The 17,212-nt window shown below is 71.0% G+C and carries 15 protein-coding genes; 9 read left to right on the forward strand and 6 right to left on the reverse strand.

Features of this window, described 5'->3' with window-relative positions:
• Window positions 1-21: 21 nt before the first annotated feature.
• Both ACZ5K7_RS09090 and rsmI read right to left on the reverse strand, forming a co-directional pair.
• Window positions 22-456, reverse strand: coding sequence for a hypothetical protein (locus tag ACZ5K7_RS09090; RefSeq protein ID WP_468912114.1), 435 nt, complete (start codon window positions 454-456; stop codon window positions 22-24).
• A 453-nt stretch (window positions 457-909) separates the two neighbouring features.
• Complete coding sequence (gene rsmI / locus ACZ5K7_RS09095) at window positions 910-1,758, reverse strand: 16S rRNA (cytidine(1402)-2'-O)-methyltransferase (protein WP_468912116.1); 849 nt, start codon at window positions 1,756-1,758, stop codon at window positions 910-912.
• A gap of 150 nt (window positions 1,759-1,908) precedes the next feature.
• On the opposite strand from rsmI, the gene ACZ5K7_RS09100 reads away from it, so the two are divergent.
• The 3 genes from ACZ5K7_RS09100 to ACZ5K7_RS09110 all read left to right on the forward strand — a co-directional run bounded on the left by ACZ5K7_RS09100 (window position 1,909) and on the right by ACZ5K7_RS09110 (window position 7,233).
• Window positions 1,909-3,699: a dolichyl-phosphate-mannose--protein mannosyltransferase gene (locus tag ACZ5K7_RS09100; protein ID WP_468912118.1), complete on the forward strand. Its 1,791-nt coding sequence runs from the start codon at window positions 1,909-1,911 to the stop codon at window positions 3,697-3,699.
• A gap of 143 nt (window positions 3,700-3,842) precedes the next feature.
• Complete coding sequence (locus ACZ5K7_RS09105; RefSeq protein ID WP_468912119.1) at window positions 3,843-5,459, forward strand: penicillin-binding transpeptidase domain-containing protein; 1,617 nt, start codon at window positions 3,843-3,845, stop codon at window positions 5,457-5,459.
• A gap of 103 nt (window positions 5,460-5,562) precedes the next feature.
• Entirely contained in the window at window positions 5,563-7,233 is a 1,671-nt protein-coding gene (locus ACZ5K7_RS09110; RefSeq protein ID WP_351706739.1) for a penicillin-binding transpeptidase domain-containing protein, read from the forward strand.
• Between the two features lie 6 nt (window positions 7,234-7,239).
• On the opposite strand, the gene ACZ5K7_RS09115 is transcribed toward ACZ5K7_RS09110, so the two are convergent.
• Window positions 7,240-7,587: an SsgA family sporulation/cell division regulator gene (locus tag ACZ5K7_RS09115; protein WP_468912121.1), complete on the reverse strand. Its 348-nt coding sequence runs from the start codon at window positions 7,585-7,587 to the stop codon at window positions 7,240-7,242.
• Between the two features lie 199 nt (window positions 7,588-7,786).
• Here ACZ5K7_RS09115 and ACZ5K7_RS09120 point away from each other — a divergent pair, with 199 nt between their 5' ends.
• From ACZ5K7_RS09120 to ACZ5K7_RS09145, 6 genes are all read left to right on the forward strand, one after another.
• On the forward strand, window positions 7,787-8,836 hold the full coding sequence (locus tag ACZ5K7_RS09120; protein ID WP_468912122.1) for an energy-coupling factor ABC transporter permease: 1,050 nt from the start codon (window positions 7,787-7,789) through the stop codon (window positions 8,834-8,836).
• 1 nt (window position 8,837) lies between these two features.
• Complete coding sequence (gene cbiQ, locus ACZ5K7_RS09125) at window positions 8,838-9,599, forward strand: cobalt ECF transporter T component CbiQ (protein ID WP_351706748.1); 762 nt, start codon at window positions 8,838-8,840, stop codon at window positions 9,597-9,599.
• Window positions 9,587-10,363, forward strand: coding sequence for an energy-coupling factor ABC transporter ATP-binding protein (locus tag ACZ5K7_RS09130; protein ID WP_351706751.1), 777 nt, complete (start codon window positions 9,587-9,589; stop codon window positions 10,361-10,363). Before cbiQ ends, ACZ5K7_RS09130 begins: the two co-directional genes overlap by 13 nt.
• A gap of 53 nt (window positions 10,364-10,416) precedes the next feature.
• On the forward strand, window positions 10,417-10,878 hold the full coding sequence (locus ACZ5K7_RS09135) for a MarR family winged helix-turn-helix transcriptional regulator (RefSeq protein ID WP_351706754.1): 462 nt from the start codon (window positions 10,417-10,419) through the stop codon (window positions 10,876-10,878).
• A 246-nt stretch (window positions 10,879-11,124) separates the two neighbouring features.
• Window positions 11,125-11,529, forward strand: a complete 405-nt coding sequence (locus ACZ5K7_RS09140) for an organic hydroperoxide resistance protein (protein ID WP_351706855.1) — start codon at window positions 11,125-11,127, stop codon at window positions 11,527-11,529.
• Window positions 11,530-11,658: 129 nt separating this feature from the next.
• Window positions 11,659-12,828, forward strand: coding sequence for a serine hydrolase domain-containing protein (locus ACZ5K7_RS09145; RefSeq protein ID WP_468912589.1), 1,170 nt, complete (start codon window positions 11,659-11,661; stop codon window positions 12,826-12,828).
• A 224-nt stretch (window positions 12,829-13,052) separates the two neighbouring features.
• Here the strand turns inward: ACZ5K7_RS09145 and ACZ5K7_RS09150 are convergent, their stop codons facing one another.
• The 3 genes from ACZ5K7_RS09150 to ACZ5K7_RS09160 form a co-directional block, all read right to left on the reverse strand.
• A complete protein-coding gene (locus tag ACZ5K7_RS09150; protein ID WP_351706757.1) occupies window positions 13,053-13,328 on the reverse strand; it encodes a DUF1876 domain-containing protein in 276 nt (91 codons plus the stop codon).
• Between the two features lie 82 nt (window positions 13,329-13,410).
• Window positions 13,411-14,292, reverse strand: coding sequence for an NAD(P)-dependent oxidoreductase (locus ACZ5K7_RS09155; protein WP_351706760.1), 882 nt, complete (start codon window positions 14,290-14,292; stop codon window positions 13,411-13,413).
• A 160-nt stretch (window positions 14,293-14,452) separates the two neighbouring features.
• Complete coding sequence (locus ACZ5K7_RS09160) at window positions 14,453-17,206, reverse strand: alkaline phosphatase family protein (protein WP_468912124.1); 2,754 nt, start codon at window positions 17,204-17,206, stop codon at window positions 14,453-14,455.
• Window positions 17,207-17,212: the final 6 nt, after the last annotated feature.

The following is a 17,212-nucleotide window of genomic DNA, read 5'->3' on the forward strand; positions in this document are numbered from 1 at the left end:
CCCGCCGGACCCGCGGCCGGGTCAGCTCGCCTTGCGCTGGAACGGATGCAGGAGATCGGACAGGTGCCAGTGGTGGTGCGCCTTGACCTGCGCGGGGGCCCCCGCCGCCGCGGGTCCGGTCCCGGCCTCCTCGACCGCCTCGTCCCGACTGCCCCGCACCGGCGGCCCGGACGACTGCCGGGCCGCGCTGCGCACCGACGAGACCTGCCCCGCGCGCATGATCCGCAGGACATGGCCGTCGCAGTTCTGGCACGCGGGCCGGCTCAGCGGGGACGGGACGACCTGGCCGTTCGCCACATACATGACGAACTCGTGGTTCTCCGCGTCCGTGTGGTGCTCTATCTCGTACGACTGCTCCCAGCCGTGCCCGCACCGCATGCAGGCGAAGGAATACGACTCGTGGACGACGGCTGTGGCCGCACCGCGGAGGCCGGTCTGCCCTGCGATCTCACTCATGCCAGCTCCTCTTGTCCGCTGGACAAGCGCCTCCGACCGCTGGGATTCCCCCCGGAATCCCATGGAGGCGAGGGACGGGTGCGTCCCTGCTGACCAGTGGACGCCTTCACCGGCGCGAATGCGACGGGCCTGCCGAGTGTTGGATGCGATTTGGAGTCTGCTTGCCCAATCGGCCTTTTCGCGCAGGGCTGGGCTTTGCGTTTCCCGCCCTTGCTTTACCGTCCCGTGGGGCGCGCGCTCAGAGGAGACGCGCCCCGCTCAGAGGACGCATCACCGCAGGTCAGAGGCGCATGCTCAGAAGCAGAGCGGCGCGCTCAAGGATCAAGGTGCGCCCCCTCGGAATCCCGGCCCCCGAGACGCCCTGCCAGGGGCGCGGGGAACCGCGCGACCAGCCCACGGCGACCCGCACACGACTGCACAAGAGCAACCAGGACGGCGCTGCCGAGGCCGCCCTCACCCGTCCGCGCGCTTCGCCGCCACGACCGCGTCGAACACCACCCGCTTCGGAATCCCCGCCGCCACCGCCACCGCCGCGATCGCCTCCTTGCGGCGCTCGCCGGCCTCCTCCCGCACCCGCACCCGCCGTACGAGTTCCGCCGCGTCGAGTTCCTCGGGCCCGCGCTCGGGGGCGCCCTCGACGACGACGGTGATCTCGCCGCGCACCCCGTCGGCCGCCCACACCGCGAGCTCGGCCAGCGGACCGCGCCGTACCTCCTCGTACGTCTTGGTCAGCTCACGGCAGACCGCCGCGCGGCGCTCGGCGCCGAAGACCTCGGCCATGGCGGCGAGGGTGTCGTCGAGGCGGTGCGGGGCCTCGAAGTAGACGAGGGTGCGGCGTTCCCCGGCGGCCTCCTGGAGCCGGGAGCGACGTTCGCCCGCCTTGCGCGGCAGGAACCCCTCGAAGCAGAACCGGTCGACGGGCAGCCCGGACAGCGCGAGCGCGGTGAGCACCGCTGACGGCCCCGGGACCGCGGTGACGCGGATCTCCTTCTCCACGGCGGCCGCGACCAGCCGGTAGCCGGGGTCGGAGACGGAGGGCATCCCCGCGTCGGTCACGAGCAGCACGCGCGCGCCGCCGACGAGTTCCTCGACCAGCTCGGGTGTGCGGGCGGCCTCGTTGCCCTCGAAGTACGACACCACGCGCCCCTTGGGCGTCACACCGAGCGCCTGGGTGAGCCACCGCAGCCGCCGGGTGTCCTCGGCCGCGATCACGTCGGCGCCGGCCAGCTCCGCCGCGAGCCGGGGCGGCGCGTCCGCGATGTCGCCGATGGGGGTGCCTGCGAGGACAAGGGTTCCAGTCACGCCTCCATCCTCGCAGCAGCCACCGACAGCGCCGTCCCACGCCGCGGTCCCCCGGGAACCGCGGCCGTCGATCGCCGTCGATCGCAAAGGAAAGCACCTCTAAGCCCCATTGCACGGGACTCACACAGAACGGTTCCCTACGATGGCGCGGTGACCAGTACCGCGTCCTCCACGGACACCCGGCAGGGCCAGGCCGCGCTCGACGAGCAGCCGACGTGGCAGCAGCGGCTGCGCCGATTCGGCTACACGACGAGCCCGGCGCACACGGCGCTCACCACTGGCGGCACAAGCGCCGTGGGCACCGGCGCGGGCGCCGATGTCGTCGACCGCCTGGTCCCGCCGTACGCCGAGCCCAGCTCCCGGCTGTGGCTCGGCCTGGGCGTGCCCCCGGCGCTCGCCGAGCGGATCACGCGCTGGTCCGGCTGGGGCGGCCCGCTCCTCGTGACGCTGATGGCGGGCCTGCTGCGGTTCTGGAACCTGGGCAGCCCGAAGGCGGTGATATTCGACGAGACGTACTACGCGAAGGACGCGTGGGCGCTCGTCCACCGCGGTTTCGAGGTCAACTGGGACAAGAACGCCAACGATCTGATCCTGCAGGCGAACGGCCATGTCACGGTCCCGGCGGACGCGGCGTACGTCGTGCACCCGCCGGTCGGCAAGTACGTGATCGGGCTCGGGGAGCTGATCTTCGGCTTCAACCCGTTCGGCTGGCGCTTCATGACGGCGCTGCTGGGCACGCTGAGCGTGCTCCTGCTGTGCCGGATCGGGCGCCGGATGTTCCGGTCCACCTTGCTGGGCTGCCTGGCGGGCGGCCTGATGGCGGTGGACGGGCTGCACTTCGTGATGAGCCGCACCTCGCTGCTCGACGGCGTGCTGATGTTCTTCGTGCTGGCCGCGTTCGGCTGCCTGGTCATCGACCGCGACCGGTCACGGGAGAGACTCGCGGCCGCGCTGCCTCCCGACGCGGACGGCCGGATTCGCCCCGACGCGCGCGTGGCCGACGGTTTCCGCTTCGGCTGGCGCCCCTGGCGCTGGGCGGCGGGTGCGCTGCTGGGCCTGGCGCTCGGCACCAAGTGGAACGGCCTCTACATCCTGGCCGCGTTCTGCCTGATGGCGCTGTTGTGGGACGTCGGCGCCCGCAAGGTGGCCGGCGCCCGGCATCCGTACAAGGCGGTCCTGAAGTACGACACGGGGATCACGTTCCTGGCGACGGTCCCGGTGGCGATCGCCGTCTACCTGGCGTCCTGGATCGGCTGGATCCTGTCCCCGACCGACGGCAGCGGCGGCTACTTCCGCAACTGGGCGGCGACCGACGGCAAGGGCGGCGCCTGGACGTTCCTGCCGGACTGGCTGCGCAGCCTGTGGCACTACGAGCACGAGGTGTACCTCTTCCACGTCGGCCTCTCGTCGCCGCACACCTACATGTCCAACCCGTGGTCCTGGCTGGTGCTTGGCCGCCCGGTGTCGTACTTCTACGAGTCGCCCTCCCCCGGTGCGGACGGCTGCCCGTCGAACGCGGGGGAGAAGTGCGCCCGCGAGGTGCTGGCGATCGGCACGCCGCTGCTGTGGTGGGCGGCCTGCTTCGCGATCCTGTACGTCCTGTGGCGGTGGGCGTTCCGCCGCGACTGGCGGGCGGGCGCCATCGCCTGTGGCATCGCGGCCGGTTACCTGCCCTGGTTCATGTACCAGGAGCGCACGATCTTCCTCTTCTACGCCGTGGTCTTCGTGCCGTTCCTGTGTCTCGCGGTGGCGATGATGATCGGTGCGATCATCGGGCCGCCGGGCTCGAGCGACACCCGCCGGCTGATCGGCGCTTCGGGCGCCGGCGTACTCGTCCTGCTGATCGTCTGGAACTTCATCTACTTCTGGCCGCTGTACACGGGCACGGCGATCCCGATCGACTCCTGGCGTTCACGTATGTGGCTCGATACCTGGGTGTGAGCTACATCCCTGATCTCTGTTCAGACAACAATGAGTCAACATCTGACACAGGGCCCCCACAACCGCCTACAGTGCGCATCAAAGCCAGCTTTTGAACGCGTTCACAAAATGCGGCGAAAGCGCACGGGGAGGGGATTCGCGCCATGCGCAAGGGGGTCAAGGCGGCCATAGTCGGCGGCGTCTGCACCGTGATGGTGGGCGGAGCCGGGTACGGCGCCTACAACGTGCTGTCAGGGTTGCGCGGCGACGGCGGCGGCACGGCGGCCGTACGGACCGGGCCGCCCACCACGGACGAGATCAAGGACACCACGCGGAAGTTCTTCGCGGCCTGGGAGAAGGGCGAGTCGGTGACCGCGGCGTCGTACACGAACAACTCCGCCGACGCCGAACCGGTGCTCACCTCCTTCAGCGCCACCGCGCACATCAAGGACGTGCACATCACGCCCGGCAAGGCGACCGGAGCCACCGTGCCGTTCAGCGTGAAGGGGACGGTGTCCTACGACGGGAAGTCGAAAACGCTCGCCTACAGGACCGCGCTGACGGTCGTACGTGGCGAGACCACGCACCGCGCGCTCGTCGACTGGCAGCCGTCCGTGATCCATCCGCAGCTCAGACGCGGCGACACGCTGGCCACCGGGGAGGCGGCGAGCCCGCCGATCGAGGCCGTGGACCGCAACGGTACGGTCCTCAGCAAGGACAAGTACCCGTCCCTGGGCCCGATCCTGGACGAGCTGCGCAGCCGTTACGGCGACAAGGCGGGCGGCACCCCGGGCGTGGAACTGGTGATCCAGCACGAGTCCCAGGAGTCCGCCGACACCACCCTGCTGACCCTCGCGGCGGGCAGGGCGGGCAAGCTGCGCACGACGCTCGACGCGCGCGTGCAGGCCGCCGCCGAGTCGGCCGTGACGAAGTACGCCGAGTCGTCGGTGGTGGCCGTCAAGCCCAGCACCGGCGAGGTGCTCGCGGTCGCCAACCACCGTGAGGACGGCTTCAACGCGGCCTTCCTGGGCGAGCTGGCTCCCGGCTCCACCATGAAGATCATCAGCGCGGCCACCCTCATCGACGACGGGATCACCACGATGAACGGCCCGGCGCCCTGCCCGCCGACCGCGACCTGGCAGAGCCAGACCTTCAGCAACCTCAAGGGACTTCAGCCGGATCTGAAGGCCACCCTCTCGGACAGCTTCGCGCGGTCCTGCAACACGGCGTTCGTGAAGTACGCGGACTCCGTCCAGGTCGACTCGCTCACCAAGGAGGCCGAGGACCGCTTCGGGCTCGGACGCAACGACTGGAAGGTCGGCATCCCGAGCTTCGACGGCCGCGTCCCCGCCTCCGGCGGCCCGGACACCGCCGCCAACCTCATCGGCCAGGGCCAGGTGCAGCTGAGCCCGCTGAACATGGCGTCGGTGACGGCGACCGCGATGACGGGAACCTTCCACCAGCCGGTGCTCGTTTCGCAGAAACTGGACGGCCGTGCACTGGCCACCGCCAAGGGCCTGTCGGCCAACACGGTCGGCCAGCTGCGCTCCATGATGAACCGCACCGCCACCAGCGGCACCGCGGCCGGGGTGATGAGCGGGCTGCGCGGCAGCATCGGCGCCAAGACGGGCTCGGCGGAGGTCGACGGGCAGTCCAAGTCGAACAGCTGGTTCGCCGGCTACCGCGACGATGTCGCGGCCGCGGCCATGACCCAGGACGGCGGGCACGGCATCGACGCGGCCGGTCCTATTGTCGCAAGCGTGCTACGGATCGGTGGCTGAAGTCACTCCCACAGGCCGGGACTCTAGGCTGTTGCCGTCGTTGGGGAGCGTGAGGGCTACGGGGCGGCGGGGGCCCTGGGGAAGTGCGCGGAGGGACTGAGCTGTGGGCAAGAGAAGGCGCGTCGTCGAACGGCGGAAGAAGAGGAGACCCGCCGTCATCGGCGGGATGATCGCCGTCGTCGTCGGCGGCGCCGGCATCGGCCTCTACGCGCTGTACGGCGGCGGAGCGGCCGACGCGGCGTCGAAGGGGCCGGCCGCCAAGCCCGTCAAGACCGGGCCGTTGTCGGCGACCGAGGTGCAGACGACGGCGCGGACCTTCCTGACGTCCTGGCAGCAGGGCAAGGTCACCCGGGCCGCCGCCGTCACGGACAACGCCAAGGCCTGCATCACGCTGCTCACCGGCTACGCCAAGAACGCCCACGTCAAGGACGTCACGCTCACCGAGGGCACGCGCACCGGCGCCAAGGTCCCGTTCTCGGTGAAAGCGACGGTGTCGTACAAGGGCGTCAGCAAGCCGCTGTCGTACGACTCCTCGTTCAGCGTCGTCCGGCGCGCCGGCGACGGCAAGCCGGTGGTCGACTGGCACGCCGCGGTCGTCCACCCGGACCTCGCGGACGGCGACACCCTGGCCACCGGCGAGTCCGGCACCCCGCCCATCAAGGCGCTGGACCGCGACGGCGGCGAGATCACCACTGCCAAGTACCCGTCGCTGGGCACGGTCCTGGACGGGCTGCGGGAGAAGTTCGGCAAGAAGGCCGGCGGCAAGGCGGGCGTCGAACTGCGCGTGGTGCGCGGCAAGGCGTCCGAGAAGGCGAAGCTGTCCGACAAGACCCTCCTGGAGCTCAGCAAGGGCACGCCGGGCACGGTGAGGACGACGCTCAGCCCGACCCTCCAGGCGGCCGCCGAGAAGCAGGTCACCACCCAGAAGAACGCCTCGGTCGTCGTGATGCGCCCCTCGACCGGCGAGATCTACGCCGTGGCCAACTCCAGCCACGGCTTCAACGTGGCCTTCCAGGGCTCGCTGGCCCCCGGCTCCACGATGAAGATCGTCACCTCGACGATGCTGTTCGAGAAGGGGCTCATCACCCCGGACGCGTCCCACCCCTGCCCCAAGACGTACAAGCTGGCCGGGTGGACGTTCCACAACGACGACGACTCCGAGATCAAGAAGGGCACGTTCAAGTTGGCCTTCGGGGCCTCCTGCAACAACGCCTTCATCAACTTCGCGCCCAAGCTGTCCAACAGCGACCTGACGACCGAGGCGCAGCAGGTCTACGGCCTCGGCATGAACAACTGGGCCATCGGCGTCCCGACCTTCGACGGCTCGGTCCCGGTGCAGAGCGGCGCGCAGATGGGCGCCTCGCTGATCGGGCAGGGCGGGGTGCGCATGAACCCGCTGAACATGGCGTCGGTGGCGTCCACCGTCGAGACGGGCGTCTTCCACCAGCCGTACCTGGTCTCCCCCACGGTCGACAACCGGACCGTCGCCAAGGCCTCGCGCACGATGTCCGCGAAGACCCAGTCCGAGCTGAAGGAGGTCATGCAGTACACGGCTGCGTACGGCACGGCCGCCAAGGCGATGGCGGGTCTCGGCCCGGACTACGGCGCCAAGACGGGCTCGGCCGAGGTCGACGGGCAGAAGAAGCCCAACGGCTGGTTCACGGCGTACAAGGGCGATCTGGTGGGCGCGGGCGTGGTCCAGGCGGGCGGCCACGGCGGCGACACGGCCGGGCCGATCGTGGCGGCGCTGCTGAAGCTGGGGTCGTCGCTGTAGGCGGCGCTAACCGGCCACAGGGGTGGCCATGTAGGTGCGCCGGAGGAAGCGCAGCAGGGCCTTCGACTCGAACTGCACCACCGACGTGCCGTGGTCGGAGTGGAACTCCACCACGGCCTGCACCCGCCCCAGCGGCCACACCCGTACGTCACCACTCGCCGCCGGCGCCCTGAGTCCCTGCTCCAGCAGCGCGCGCGAGAACGTCCACTCGTCCGTCCCGGGCAGGCCGACGCGCACCGATCGCGGATCGGCTTCGGGGTCGTAGCGCAGGATGACGGGCACCGCACCCGGGTCCTCCCGCACGTCCTCGTCCGTGACGATGTGGGCTCGCGCATACTGCTCGACTACAGACATCGGACTGCCCTTTACGCTCCGTTACCTTTGCGAAAGCTGTGCATCCGCTTCTTCTCCAATGTCCCACATATTCCGGATTGCGCTTGCGGGCACCAACGTTTCTCCCGCGGCTCCCGGTGGGCCCCGATGCGTCTCGGTACGCGATATACGACTCCCTCGCTCTTGCAAAAGCTTCGCAACAACACCTTAAAATCGAACGGTGCACGTACCTGACGGATTCATCGACGCCCCCACCTCGGCGGTCACCGCGGTGGTCGCGGCCGGCGCCCTCGCCGTGAGCCTGCGCGGCGCCCGCCGCGAACTCGACGAGCGCACGGCGCCGCTCGCCGGCCTGGTGGCGGCGTTCATCTTCGCCGTACAGATGCTCAACTTCCCCGTCGCGGCCGGAACAAGCGGCCATCTCCTGGGCGGAGCGCTGGCCGCGATACTCGTCGGCCCCTATACCGGCGTCCTGTGCGTGTCCGTGGTCCTGCTGATGCAGGGCATCCTGTTCGCGGACGGCGGGCTGACCGCGCTCGGCGTGAACATCACCGACATGGCGATCGTGACGACCGTCGTCGCGTACGCCGTCTTCCGGGGCCTGCTGAAGGTCCTGCCGCGCACCCGGCGTTCGGTGACCGCCGCATCCTTCGTCGCCGCCCTGCTCTCCGTCCCGGCCGCCTCCGTCGCCTTCACGCTCCTCTACGCGATCGGCGGCACCACCGACGTGTCCATCGGCAAGGTGGCCACGGCCATGATCGGTGTGCACGTCCTCATCGGCATCGGCGAGGCCGCGATCACCGCGCTCACGGTCGGCGCCGTCATCGCCGTACGCCCGGACCTGGTGCACGGGGCGCGCGAACTGCGGCAGGGGCTGAAGTTGCGTGTGAACGGCGTGCTCGTGGACGCGCCCCCGTCACAGCCGGCGCCCACGGCGCCCGTGACGGCGCGCACCTCGCGGCGCGCGCTGTGGATCACGGGGCTCGCCACCTCCCTGGTCCTCGCCGGGTTCGTCAGCTTCTACGCCTCCGCCGACCCGGACGGTCTGGAGAAGGTCGCCCACGACAAGGGCATCGACGTGAAGTCGGAGGAGCACGCCGCCGCCGACTCCCCGCTCGCCGACTACGGCGTCAAGGACATCTCCGACGCCCGCCTCTCCGGCGGCCTCGCGGGCGTCATCGGCGTCGGTGTGACCGTCGTCGCGGGCAGCACGGTGTTCTGGGCGGTGCGCAGGCGCCGGGGCGCCGAAGAACCGTCCCGGGCGCTCTGACATGGGCGCAGGACACACCCACCGGCTCTACCGGCACGCGCACTCCCCCGTGCACACGCTCCCCCCGCACACCAAGCTCGCCGCCGCCTTCGCCTTCGTGGTCGTCGTGGTCTCGACACCGCGTACGGCGATGTGGGCGTTCGCCCTGTACGCCGTGCTCCTCGCGGGCGTCGCGCACCACGCGCGCGTGCCCGCTTCCTTCGTGCTGCGCCGGCTGCTGATCGAGGTGCCGTTCGTCGCCTTCGCGGTGCTGATGCCGTTCGTGGCGGAGGGCGAGCGGGTCGACGTCCTCGGTCTCTCGCTCAGCGTGAACGGCCTGTGGGGCGCCTGGAACGTGCTCGCCAAGGGCACCCTCGGCGTCGCCGCCTCCGTCCTGCTCGCGGCCACCACGGAGCTGCGCGAACTGCTCCTCGGGCTCCAGCGGCTCCGGCTCCCCCCGCTGCTCGTCCAGATCGCCTCCTTCATGATCCGCTACGGCGACGTCATCACCGACGAGATGCGCCGGATGCGGATCGCACGGGAGTCGCGCGGCTTCGAGGCGCGGGGCGTGCGCCACTGGGGCGTGCTCGCGAAGTCCGCCGGCGCGTTGTTCATCCGCTCCTACGAGCGCGGGGAGCGCGTCCACCTGGCCATGGTGAGCCGGGGGTACGCCGGCTCGATGCCGGTCATCGACGAGGTGACCGCGTCCCGGGCGCAGTGGTCCCACGCCCTCGCGCTGCCCTTGTCCGCCCTTGTCGTCTGCGTGTTGGGATGGGCCCTGTGACTACCGCTCCCGCCTCCCTGGAGGTCTCCGGCCTCGCCTTCGCCTACCCCGACGGGCACCAGGCCCTGTTCGGCGTGGACTTCACCGTCACGCGCGGCGAGCGCGTCGCGCTGCTCGGGCCGAACGGCGCCGGCAAGACCACCCTCGTACTGCACCTCAACGGCATCCTGAGCGGCGGCACGGGCACGGTGACGGTGGCCGGACTGCCGGTCGGCAAGCGGCACATGGCGGAGATCCGGCGCCGGGTGGGCATCGTCTTCCAGGACCCGGACGACCAGCTGTTCATGCCGACGGTCCGCGAGGACGTGGCGTTCGGTCCGGCGGCGGCCGGCCTGAAGGGCGCCGAACTCGAGGCACGCGTGCGTACCGCCCTGGAACGCGTCGGCATGGCCGACTTCGCCGAACGCCCGCCGCACCACCTCTCCTTCGGCCAGCGCCGCCGGGTCGCCGTCGCCACCGTCCTCGCCATGGAACCGGAGATCCTCGTCCTCGACGAACCCTCCTCCAACCTCGACCCGGCCTCCCGCCGCGAACTCGCCGACATCCTGCGCTCCCTGGACGTCACGGTCCTCATGGTCACCCACGACCTGCCCTACGCCCTGGAGCTGTGCCCGCGCTCCCTGATCCTGAGCGACGGCACGATCGCCGCCGACGGCCCCACCGGCGAACTCCTGTCCGACGAAGCCCTGATGCGCGCCCACCGGCTGGAACTGCCGTTCGGCTTCGACCCGCGCGCGGCGACGGCGGGACGCGGAAGCGCCTGACGCGTTTCCGTGACGGCCGTCCCGCGCCTCCCCGCGTCCGTGACAATGGGCGGGTGACGCATCAAGAGGGCACGGGGCCGCCACGGCTGGACGACCAGCTGTGCTTCGCGCTGTACGCCGCGCAGCGCGCCGTGACCGCCGCCTACCGCCCGCTCCTCGACGACCTCGGGCTCACCTACCCGCAGTACCTCGTGCTGCTCGTCCTGTGGGAGCGGGGCGAGACCACGGTGAAGGACCTGGCCGGCGCGCTCCGTCTCGACTACGGCACGATGTCGCCGCTGCTGAAGCGGCTGGAGGCGGCGGGTCTGGTACACAGGGAGCGCTCGGAGCGGGACGAGCGCTCGGTGCTCGTCGCGTGCACCGGGCGCGCGGAGGAACTGCGGGAGCGCGCGGCGCGCGTACCCGGCGCCCTGCTCACGACGACGGGGCTCGACGGCGCGGACGTGGCACGGTTGCGCGAGGAGTTGCGGATGCTCGCGGACCGGGCGAGCGGCGCGGCCCCGCGCCCCGCGTAGCGGCGCCCACGCCGGGCGCGCACGCTCAGCGCGCACCTCAGCATCGCGCGCCCCACCTCTCCTCTCACTCCCCCGCTCCCTGTTACCCACGGTTTCCACCCCCTGGTAATCCAGAGACTTCCTACCGGTCGGTACCTTGTGCACGATGTACTTGCACACCATCGTGTTGCCCATCATCGTTTCCGCCCTGGGGGAGGTCCCGCCGTGACCGAAGGCGCCACCGTCGACACCCGTCCGACGAAGATCATGTATGTCGCCGAGGCGACCGCTCACGGCGGCCGGAACGGGTATGTGACCAGCCAGGACGGCCAGATCGACCTCAAGGTCGCGATGCCTCCGGCGCTGGGCGGCGACGGCAACGGCACCAACCCCGAGCAGCTGTTCGCGGCAGGCTACAGCTCCTGCTTCCACAACGCGCTGATCCTGGTCGGCAACCGCGAGGGCTACGACCTGACCGGCTCGACGGTCGCCGCGAAGGTCGGTATCGGCCCCAACAAACGGCGCGGCTACGGTCTCGCCGTCGCGCTCAGTGTCTCGCTCCCGGTCCTGGACGCGGACATCGCGGCGAAGCTGGTGGAGGCCGCCCACGACGTGTGCCCGTACTCGAACGCGACGCGCGACAACATCGACGTGACGATCGTGCTCGGCTGACCGCACGCCTCCCCCACCGAGGACTGAGGCGCAGCTCACGCCCGTACGTCCTCGGTACCGAGGAATCGCGGGCCCCGCGAGGGCGTTGGCCCCCAAGGGTGGCAGGCGATCAGGAGGGACGTGGCGGACGTGGACGTGAACGGCACTGTGGCCGAGGGCTTCGAGCCGGTCAGGGACGCGTTCGCGAAGAACTTCGAGCTGCTCGGGGACCGGGGCGCGGCGGTCGCCGTGTACCGGGACGGGCACCGGGTCGTCGACCTGTGGGGCGGCGCCCGGGACTTCGACGGGGATGCCGGCGCGGCGTCCTGGGAGCACGGCACCGCCCAGATCGTGCGCTCGGCGACCAAGGGCGTCGCCGCCGCGGTGCTGCTACTTCTGCGGCAGCGCGGGGAGCTGGACCTGGACGCCCCGGTGGGTGACCACTGGCCGGAGTTCAAGGCGGCCGGCAAGGAGCGCACGCTGGTGCGGCATCTGCTCGCGCACCGCGCCGGCGTGCCGGTGCTGGACCGGCCGCTCACGCCCGAGCAGGCCGCCGACCCCGATCTGAGCGCCGCGGCGGTGGCGGCCCAGGCACCGGTGTGGGAGCCGGGCACCGATCACGGCTATCACGCACAGACCTACAGCTGGCTCACCGGTGAGCTGGTGCGGCGGGTGACCGGGCGGCCGATCGGCGAGTGGATCGCGGAGGAGATCGCCGGGCCGGTCGGCGCCGAGTTGTGGCTCGGCCTGCCGGAGACGGAGCACGCGCGCGTGGGGCGCGTCGGGCCCGTCGAGGCCCCGGAGACCGCCGGCGCGCTACGGACCCGGCCCAAGCGGGCCGTCTCCGAGGCGTACGCCGACCCCGGGTCGCTGACCCGCCGGGCGTTCGGCGCGATCAGCCCGCTTCCGGACGAGAACGAGCCCGCCTACCGCGCGGCCGCACTCCCCGCCTCCAACGGGATCGCCACCGCCGACGGCCTGGCCCGCTTCTACGCCTCCCTCATCGGCGAGGTCGACGGCGGCACGCGGCTGTTCACGCCGGAGACCATCGAGCTGGCCCGCGCCGAGCAGTCGGCGGGGCCGGACCGGGTGCTGGTCGTCTCCACCCGCTTCGGGCTCGGCTACATGCTGCACGGCAGCGCCTCCCCGCTGCTCTCCCCCGCTTCTTTCGGCCATCCGGGCCGCGGCGGCGCGCTCGGCTTCGCGGACCCCGAGTCGGGCATCGCCTTCGGCTACGTCACCAACGGCTTCCGCAAGAGCGTGACGGCGGACGCACGGGCGCAGGCGCTGGTGCGGGCGGTGCGCACGGCGCTGTCGTAGCCGCGCATGCGCCCCAGCGCGGACGTACGCGCCCCAGCGCCCACGCACCACGCCCGAGCGCCGACGTGCACGCCTCAGCGCCGACGTACGCGCCTCAGCGCCCAGCGCACGCAGCGCGCTCCGCGCTGCGCCCCACGCACGCGCCCGCACCCCGCGCCCACGCCTCGCACGCCTGCGCGCCCGGCCCGCGCCTCCCACGCCGCCCGCAACCGCGCCCACGCTCCTCACACGTTGATCGGGTGCGAGTGCCGTCCGGAGTCCGCGTCGATCTCGCCGTGCGCCTTAGTCAGCAACTGCATGGCCAGTTCGTTCAAAGCGCGGGCTCCGGCGATCTCCTCGCCGACTCTGGGCTGATTGCTGTCGGAGTCATGACGGCTCGCATGGCCGTGCGCCCGTACCTCGGTGCCGTCGGGCAGGCGCACCATGGCCACCGCGCGCGTGTGCGTGTCGTCCTCCAGGAACTCCATCTCGACGTGCCATCCCACAGCGGTCTGCATCATGGGGACCACCTCCGCAATCGCTGCTTCCAGGGTGCTCCTCACAGGGCCGGGCCGTCACGTCGGCGCGGACCCGGGTGACCGACTACTTGCCGTCGAAGCTCGCGAAGTACGCGGCGGCCATGTCCTCGTCGGCGTGGCCCTGGGCGGCGGCGCGGGCGAAGCGTTCGGCGGCCGCCTCGGCGACGTCGAGGCGCACGCCGTGGCTCGCGCCGGCGGCGACGATCAGCCGGGCGTCCTTCCCGGCGGTGTCCACCGCGAAGGACGGCGGGGTCAGCCCGCCGTCCAGGATCAGCCCGGCCTTGGCCCGCATGTAGCCCATGTCGAGCGGCCCGCCCGCGATCAGGTCGAAGAAGTTGTTCGGGTCGACGCCGAGGCCCTGGGCCAGGGCCACCACCTCGCCGGTCGCCGCGGTGGCCGCGATGACCCAGCTGTTGGCGACCAGCTTGAGCCGGGTCGCGGCGGCCGAGGACCCGTCGTCGCCGGTCCACAGTGTGCGGGCGCCGACGGCGTCGAAGACCGGCGCGACCGTCTCCCGGCCCTCTTCGGGACCGGCTGCCAGGACGGTGAGCTGTCCGGCCTCCGCGGGCTGGCGGGTGCCGAGGACCGGGGCGTCGTAGAAGACCAGGCCGTGCTCGCGGGCGAAGGCGGCCAGTTCGGGGATCTGGTCGAGTCCCGCGGTGGTGCACTGCGCCCAGACGACCCCCGGCCGCAGCGCGCCGGCCGCCTCACGGAGGGCCTCCAGGGCGGTGTCGCCGTCGTACAGCATGGTCACAACGACGTCGGCGCCGTCGACGGCCTCGGTGGGGGTGCCGGTGACCTGGGCGCCGTCGGCGGCGAGGGGTTCCGCCTTGGCCCGGGTGCGGTTCCACGCGCGGACGGTGAGTCCGGCCTTCAGGAGGTTGCGGCCCATCGCGGCGCCCATGATGCCGGTGCCCAGCAAGGCCACGGTCGGCTTGTCGGTCATGACGTCTCCCTCTCGTCGTCGTTCCGCGTGCGTTCCGCGTACGTTCCGCAGCAAGCTTGGCGCATGGCGCGGCAGCCTGCGCGCGGCAGCCGTCCCGGGACCGACGAGGGGACGTGCGGGGCCCGCCCAGGGCCCCGCACATGACCGCGTGGCAGAGCGCTCAGCCGTCGTTCTCCGAGGAGGGAAGGTAGGCGCCCGGTACGTCGTCCGGCGTGTAGATCTTCTTGTCGCCGGGGTACGGCTTGGTCCAGTTGTGGGTCTGGTACCAGGTGTAACGGTTCATCTGGGTGGGGTTGGCGTAGTCGGGCACGGCGTTCGGGCCGGTCAGCCGCTGGTGCGACGCCCAGGTCTTCCACTGTGCCGCGAGCGTCTTCTCGGCCGCCGGCACCGAGACCGTCGTCGGCGCGGCTGCCGCCTTGGTGTCCTGGGCTGCCGGGGTGTCCGAACCGCAGGTCGGCTGCGGGTTCACGCCGAGGGTCAGGGAGGTCCGGTTCGGGACCGCCGTGAACGGCGTGTCGTCCGCCTTGCTCGTGAACGCCCCGTACATCGGGGTGGCCGCGCTGTCGAGCTGGTTCATCGGGTGCACCCCGAGGATCTGCTCGATGGTGCGGACCATGGTGATCTGCGAGTAGTAGTGGTCGTCGACCTTGCCGTGCTGGGCGTACGGGCTGATGACCTGGACCGGCGCGCGGTGGCCGTCGACGTGGTCGAGGCCGGCCTGGGAGTCGTCCTCGACGACGAAGATCGCCGAGTCCTTCCAGTACTTGCTGTGCGTGATCTTGTCGACCATCCGGCCGACCGCGAGGTCGTTGTCGGCGACCGCGGCGGCGGCATTCGCCGGGCCGCCGGTGTGGTCGTTGGAGAACCAGAACATGTTCAGGTTCGCCGGGCCGTTCTTCTCGAAGTCCTGCTGCCAGATCTGCTCTTTGTAGACGTCCGGGACGTCGAGGTCGAACAGCGGGAAGCCCTGCACCGACACGTCGTTGAGCGAGGGGATCGCCGAGCCCGTCTTGATGGGGTAGGCGGTCTGGGCCCCGGTCGCGGCCATGTTCTTGCTGTCGCAGTACAGGTTCTGCCAGGTCGCGCCGGCCGGCTTGGTCTCCAGCGACTGGAACTCGCCGAAGTCCTTGACCGACTTGCCGGCCGCCTGTGCACCGGTCCAGATGAACCCGGTCTTCTGGTGGCCGAGGACGTCGTTCTCGGTGTCGTAGCTACGGGTGTACTCGCCGGCCGACGACTCGGTGTACTCCGGGTTGTCGGACTGCATGAGCCAGTTGTGGCCCTCGGCGGAGTTGGTGCCGATGTCGTAGAAGTTGTCGTACAGGCCGAACTGCTGGGCCAGCGCGTGCTGGTTCGGCGTGACGTTCTCGCCGAACTGGGTGAGCGCGGAGTTTCCGTTGCCCTGCGGGAGGTCGCCGAAGACCTGGTCGTAGGTGCGGTTCTCCTTGACGAGCAGGAAGACGTGCTTGATCGTCGACGGGTCGCCGATCCGCTTCGGGACCGGGACGGCCTTCTTGTGGCTGTTGCCCTTGGCGGTCTTGACCGAGTTGGACGTCCAGCCGTTCTGCTTGAACACCTTGGCCGTCTCGGACCTGACGACTTGGTCGCTCGGCATCGTGAACTGGGTGAGGCTCGACGTGGTGTCGTGCGTGTTGTGGCCGGCGGCGTCGGGGCGCAGCGCGTCGACGCCGCGGGTGTTGGCGACGACGACCTTCTTGCCGAGGGCGGTGATCCCCGACGGGAAGTAGTCCGTGGGGACCAGACCGACGTAACGGGCGGGCTGCTGCGGGGAGGTGTAGCGGTAGACGGCGACGGCGTTGGCGCGGCCGAGCGTCACCAGGAGGCGGCCGTCGTCGGTGAGGGTGACCGCGTTCGGCTCGTAGCCGACGGACGCCTCGGGCCACGGCTGGGTGGCGATGGTCTGGACGACCATGTCCTTGTGGCTGTCGATGACCGACACGCTGTTGTCGGCGGTGTTGGTGACGAACACCGCGCCCTTGTTCGCGTACACCGCGGTCGGGTGCAGGCCGACGGCGATGGTGCCGACGGCGGCGGACGGGTCGGAGGTGTCGATGACGCTGACCGTGCCGGTGGTGGAGGCGCCGGTCTTCGGGTTGGCGACCACGTCGGTGCCGTAGGAGTTGATGGTGGTGTCCCCGGCCTTGGCCGGACGCCCGCCCTCGTTGCTGACGTAGAGCTTGCCGTCGACCAGGGCGAGACCGCGCGGGGCGTTGCCGACGGCCCAGGTCTGCTTGACCGTGCCGGTCGCCGCGTCTATCGCGACCACCTTGTTCTGGCCGTTGACCGCGGAGTACACGGTGGAGCCGTCCGCGGAGAACACGGCCGCGCCCACCAGCGCCTGCTTGGAGCCGTTGGCCGCGATCGGTACGGCCGTGGGGCTCGCGAGGGTGCCGTCCGCGTTGACGGTGAACTTCGTGTAGCCGTTGGCCTGGCCCAGCCACAGCTGCTTGCCGTCGGGCGAGTAGGTGGGACCCTCCTGGCCGACCGCGCCGCTGCTGATGCGCAGGCCGTCCGCCGCGTTGGTGCCGACCTTCTGCTTCACCTGCCCGGTCGCCAGGTCCATGATCACCAGGGACGCGTCACCGTCGGCGACCGAGGCCGCGAGGTGGGTGCCGTCCGGGCTGACCGTCGACGACATGATCTTGCCGTCGTTGATGACGGTGCGGCTGCCGTAGGGGTTGATGTACTGGTCGGCGGAGACGACCTGGCCGTTGGCGGTGGTCTGGCCGACCTGCTGGGTGCCGAACTGGTATGTCGAGGCGACCGCGGTGCCCGTGACGCCGAGGGCGACGGTGATACCGGCCGTCACCAGCAGCGCCCGGCGGCCGACGCGCCGGCCGAGGAAGTTGACTTGTCTGTTCTCGTTGATCCGACGCTGGCGGGTTACCTGCACGGAACT

Source organism: Streptomyces sp. NPDC031497 (genome assembly GCF_055580905.1).

Coding starts and splice junctions, on each gene's coding strand:
- ACZ5K7_RS09150 (WP_351706757.1), bottom strand. CDS start 13,328: ATGATGCAGACCGCTGTGGGATGGCACGTCGAGATGGAGTTCCTGGAG.
- cbiQ (WP_351706748.1), top strand. CDS start 8,838: ATGGGCGCAGGACACACCCACCGGCTCTACCGGCACGCGCACTCCCCC.
- ACZ5K7_RS09115 (WP_468912121.1), bottom strand. CDS start 7,587: ATGTCTGTAGTCGAGCAGTATGCGCGAGCCCACATCGTCACGGACGAG.
- ACZ5K7_RS09140 (WP_351706855.1), top strand. CDS start 11,125: ATGTATGTCGCCGAGGCGACCGCTCACGGCGGCCGGAACGGGTATGTG.
- ACZ5K7_RS09090 (WP_468912114.1), bottom strand. CDS start 456: ATGAGTGAGATCGCAGGGCAGACCGGCCTCCGCGGTGCGGCCACAGCC.
- ACZ5K7_RS09105 (WP_468912119.1), top strand. CDS start 3,843: ATGCGCAAGGGGGTCAAGGCGGCCATAGTCGGCGGCGTCTGCACCGTG.
- ACZ5K7_RS09155 (WP_351706760.1), bottom strand. CDS start 14,292: ATGACCGACAAGCCGACCGTGGCCTTGCTGGGCACCGGCATCATGGGC.
- ACZ5K7_RS09130 (WP_351706751.1), top strand. CDS start 9,587: ATGGGCCCTGTGACTACCGCTCCCGCCTCCCTGGAGGTCTCCGGCCTC.